The organism is Spirillospora sp. NPDC046719 (assembly GCF_040645715.1).
Taxonomy (GTDB): domain Bacteria; phylum Actinomycetota; class Actinomycetes; order Streptosporangiales; family Streptosporangiaceae; genus Spirillospora.
Map to the genome: position 1 here is coordinate 1 of NZ_JBEYYT010000595.1, position 4,695 is coordinate 4,695.

Below are 4,695 nucleotides of genomic sequence, written 5' to 3' on the forward strand. Positions count from 1 at the left end.
GCGCCCGCCGGTAGAACGCGGAGCTGCGCGCGCTGCTGGCGCGCACCCCGCCGGTCTCCGGCGGCGCCGCCCGTCCCCGGAACGGTTCCGGGACGGGCGTGCTGCAGTTCGTGACGAACGCGCTGCCGGCCACGAACGCCGGCTACACCGTCCGGACGCACCGGATCGCGCTCGCGCAGCGGGAGGCCGGGTTCGACACCCATGTCGCGACGCGGCTCGGGTACCCGCTCAGCCAGGGACTCGGCGACGCCCGGGCCCGCGTGGACGTCGACGGCGTCCCGTACCACCGGCTGCTGCCGTGGCTGCCGCCCGCCGGTCCGGTGCGGGCCGTCGAGAAGGGCGCCGACCTGGCCGGGCGGCTCGTCGAGGAGCTGCGCCCGGACGTCCTGCACGCGGTCAGCAACCACCTGAACGCGGCGGTCGCGCTGGAGCTGGGGCGCCGGCACGGGCTGCCCGTCGTGTACGAGGTGCGCGGGTTCCTGGAGGACTCGTGGCTGTCGCGCGACCCGGCGCACAGCGCGTCCGACGAGTTCTACCGGCTGACCCGGGAGCTGGAGACGCGCCGGATGGCCGAGGCCGACGCGGTCGTGACGCTCGGCGAGGCGATGCGGGCGGAGATCGCGTCCCGCGGCGTCCCCGAGGAGAAGATCTTCGTGGTGCCGAACGGGGTGGACGAGGCGTTCCTCGAACCGCTGCCGGACGCCTCCGGTCTGCGCGCGGAGCTCGGCATCGCGGCGGACGCCACCGTCGTGGGCCTGACGTCGTCGTTCTACGGCTACGAGGGCATCGACACGCTGATCGACGCGGCGGCGCTGCTGCGCGACCGCGGTGCGCCGGTCACGCTGCTGCTGGTCGGGGACGGACCCGAGCGCGGCGCCCTGGAGCGGCGGGCGGCCGGGCACGGCGTTCACGCCGTGTTCACCGGGCGGGTGCCGATGGGTTCCGTTCGCCGCTACCACGCGCTCCTCGATGTCTTCGCGGTCCCGCGCCGGGCGGACCGGGTCTGCCAATTGGTGACGCCCCTCAAGCCGCTGGAGGCGATGGCCGGGGGAATCCCCGTCATAGCCAGTGATGTCAGGGCACTTCGCGAAATCGTGGAACCCGGCGTGACCGGCGCGTTAACAGTTCCGGAAAACGCGGAAGCATGGGCGAATTGTCTGGAAGAGCTGGCTTACAGTCCCGAAAGAAGGCGAAAAACAGGACAGCGGGCCCGGGAATGGGTTCGGGCGGAACGCACCTGGCGGGCCGTCGCGACGGGATACCGGGCCGCCTACGGCCTGCGGCCCCCGATGGGGCCGTAGCGACCGACATCGCCTCGATCGAACGAATCGCCATACCTGACATCCGGGAGCGCGCCGGGCGCGCGCACCGATCTCGAAGGGAGCCGGGCATGGATCTGGTGGTCATCGGACTCGGCTATGTGGGACTTCCGCTCGTGCGGGAGGCGTGCCGGGCCGGGCTGCAGGTCGGCGGTCTGGACCGTGACGCGCGGGTGGTGGCCGGGCTGAAGGCCGGGCTGTCGCACATCGACGACGTGACGCCGGCCGAGGTGGCCGACATGCTGGAGGCCGGGTTCGCGCCGAGCCTGGACGAGGACGTCCTCGACGGCGCCCGGACCGTGGTGATCTGCGTGCCCACGCCGCTGTCGCCGGACGGCGGCCCCGACCTGACCGCGGTGCGCGGCGCCGCCGAGACCGTCGCGCGGCATCTCCAGCCCGGCGACCTGGTGGTGCTGGAGTCCACCACCTACCCCGGCACCACCGAGGAGGTCGTGCGCCCCATCCTGGAGACCTCCGGGCTGGTCGCGGGCGAGGAGTTCCACCTGGCGTTCTCCCCGGAGCGGATCGACCCGGGCAACGCCGTCTACGGGGTCCGCAACACCCCGAAGATCGTCGGCGGGCTCACCGCGGCCTGCGCGACGGCCGCCGCCGCGTTCTACGGCAAGTTCGTCGAGCGCGTCGTGCAGGCGAAGGGGACCCGCGAGGCCGAGATGGCCAAGCTGCTGGAGAACACCTACCGGCACGTCAACATCGCGCTGGTCAACGAGATGGCGGTGTTCTGCAACGAGCTCGGCATCGACCTGTGGGACGCCATCGACTGCGCCGCCACCAAGCCGTTCGGGTTCCAGGCGTTCCGGCCCGGCCCCGGCGTCGGCGGGCACTGCATCCCCATCGACCCGAACTACCTGTCCTACAAGGTCCGCTCCCTGGGCTACCCGTTCCGGTTCGTCGAGCTGGCCCAGGAGATCAACGACCGGATGCCCCGCTACGTCGCCGAACGCGCCCAGCAGCTCCTCAACCGCGAGGGCCGCGCGCTGAAGGGCGCCAAGGTGCTGCTGCTGGGCGTCACCTACAAGGCCGACATCGCCGACCAGCGCGAGTCGCCCGCCCGGCCCGTGGCCCGGCGGCTGGCGCGGCTGGGCGCGGACCTGTCCTTCCACGACCCGTTCGTCACGGAGTGGCAGGTGGACGGCGCTCCGGTGCCGCCCGCCGACGGCGACCTGCCCACCGCGCTGGCGGACGCGGACCTGGTGATCGTGCTGGCCGACCACGCGGCCTACGACGCCGAGACCCTGACCCGGCACGCCCGGCTGCTGTTCGACACCCGCGGACGCACCAGGGACGTGCAACTCGAGACCGTCGAACTGCTCTAGCGGGACGGCGCTCTGGCGGACCGGCACGAGTCGCCCGCGGCCGTCCACATCGCGGACAAGGGGAATTCATCAGTGATTTCCATGGGCGACGAAGACTCGAGCAGCAGGCGATTTTACCGGCACCTTGCGGAGTGAGTGAAATGCGGATCTGTGTTTGCACGGTGGTGCACCATCCGGAGGATGCGCGCATTCTGCACCGGCAGATACGCGCGCTCCTCGACGCCGGCCATGAGGTCACCTACATCGCGCCCTTCCGGGCGTGCAACGTGACCCCCTGGCGCGAGGTCAGCCCCGTGGACGTCCCGCGGGCCACCGGGAGGCGCCGCCTCCGGGCCCTGCGGGCCGCCCACCGGGCCATCGCCGAGCACGCCGGCTACGCCGACGTGATCCTCCTGCACGACCCCGAGCTGCTGGTCGCGCTGCCCCGCGAGGCGCACCGCCGGACCGTCGTGTGGGACGTCCACGAGGACACGGCGGCGGCGCTCACCGCGAAGGGCTGGGTGCCCGGGCCGGTCCGCCCGCTGCTGCGGCCGGCCGTCAAGCGGCTGGAGCGGCGCGGCGAGCGGCGGCTGAAGCTGCTGCTCGCCGAGGAGGGGTACCGGTCCCGGTTCCGCGGCGACCACCCGGTCGTGCCCAACACCACCTACGTCTCCGACCTTCCGCCCGGCCCGCCGGACGACCGCCGCGCCGTCTATGTCGGCAACCTGTCGGTGGCGCGCGGTGCGCTCGACATGATCGAGATGGCGCGGCTGCTGGCCCCCGAGGGCATCACCGTCGAGCTGATCGGCTCCGCCGACCCCGACGTGCGGCCCGCGCTGCGCGAGGCGCAGCGCACCGGGGTCCTGCGCTGGTACGGGTTCGTCCCGAACGACCGGGCGCTGCGGATCGCCGAGGGCGCGATGGCGGGGCTCGCGCTGCTGCACGACGAGCCCAACTACCGGCACTCGATGCCCACGAAGGTCGTGGAGTACATGGCCCGCGGCGTCCCGGTGATCACCACGCCGAACCCGCCCGCGGTGGACATCGTCGACCCGGCCGGCTGCGGGCTGGTCGTCCCGTTCGGCGACCCGGCCGCCGCCGCCGAGGCGGTCCGGCGGCTGCGCGACGATCCGAAGCTGCGGGTGGGCATGGGCCAGCGCGGCTACGCGGCCGCGCGCGCCCGCTTCCACTGGCCGGTCCACGCCGAGCGCTTCGTGGCGCAGCTGGAGGCGTGGGCGGGCCGCAGCACCTCCGTCGTCACCGACCCCGTCATCGCCCCGCACCCCATGGCGGGACCGCTGCCGGAGCCGATGTCCGAGCAGCTGTCCGAGCCTCTTCCCGAAGCCGTCCCGGACTACTGACAGGTCCGCCGGGGGCCGCGGCGCCGTCCGGTCAGGTGCCCGCCGACCAGGTCTGGAGGCGGCCGGCGACGGACCGGGCGAGGCGGGCCGCGGCACCGGGCGGGCGGTCCACGTCCACGACCACGACGGCCCGGCCGACCCGCAGCGCGATCATCCCGGCGGTCGGCCCGAGCTCGTAGGCCCGCCCGGCGGGGATGTCGGGACGCTCCCGCGCCTGCGACTGGACCGCCTCCAGCGCTTCGAGCATCTGCTCGGCCGCCTCGGGCGTCTCCGCCACCCAGCGCACGCTGACCGTCAGCCCGCGGACCGCCGTCTCGGGCACCGCGTCGTCCCCGGCCTTCGCACCGCCGGAGGCGTGCGGGGTCGGCGACGTCCCGGCCTTGCCGGCCGCCTTCCCGGTCGCCTTGCCGGTGGCGCTGGCCTTGGCTGACGGCGTCGCCGACGGCTTCGGACCGCCGGACGGCCGCCCCTCCCCCGGCCTCTTCCCGGCCGACTCGTTCCAGGTCGTCTCGTACGTGCAGGACACCGGGCGCGGCAGCGTCACGCCGCCGACACTCGTCCGGGTGGGCCGGGCACCGCGGTCGTCGGCGTGCACGGCGGCCAGGTCGGCCTTCTTCAGCAGCGAGCAGGCGTCCGGCCAGTCGTCCACCGGCACGCCGCCCAGCTCGGCGGGGCCCGTGCCGTCCGGGCCGCCGCGCAGCG

At 74.0% G+C, this 4,695-nt stretch carries 4 protein-coding genes; 3 read left to right on the forward strand and 1 reads right to left on the reverse strand.

Annotated features, from left to right (window positions below; genetic code table 11):
• Positions 1 to 110 precede the first annotated feature (110 nt).
• The 3 genes from ABZ914_RS46815 to ABZ914_RS46825 all read left to right on the forward strand — a co-directional run bounded on the left by ABZ914_RS46815 (position 111) and on the right by ABZ914_RS46825 (position 3,993).
• A complete protein-coding gene (locus tag ABZ914_RS46815) occupies positions 111 to 1,301 on the forward strand; it encodes a glycosyltransferase family 4 protein (protein ID WP_500201107.1) in 1,191 nt (396 codons plus the stop codon).
• Positions 1,302 to 1,390: 89 nt separating this feature from the next.
• On the forward strand, positions 1,391 to 2,653 hold the full coding sequence (locus ABZ914_RS46820) for a nucleotide sugar dehydrogenase (RefSeq protein ID WP_500201108.1): 1,263 nt from the start codon (positions 1,391 to 1,393) through the stop codon (positions 2,651 to 2,653).
• Positions 2,654 to 2,793: 140 nt separating this feature from the next.
• Positions 2,794 to 3,993: a glycosyltransferase family 4 protein gene (locus tag ABZ914_RS46825; protein WP_500201109.1), complete on the forward strand. Its 1,200-nt coding sequence runs from the start codon at positions 2,794 to 2,796 to the stop codon at positions 3,991 to 3,993.
• 31 nt (positions 3,994 to 4,024) lie between these two features.
• On the opposite strand, the gene ABZ914_RS46830 is transcribed toward ABZ914_RS46825, so the two are convergent.
• On the reverse strand, positions 4,025 to 4,695 hold a 671-nt coding region (locus ABZ914_RS46830; protein WP_500201110.1), incomplete at its 5' end, for a hypothetical protein.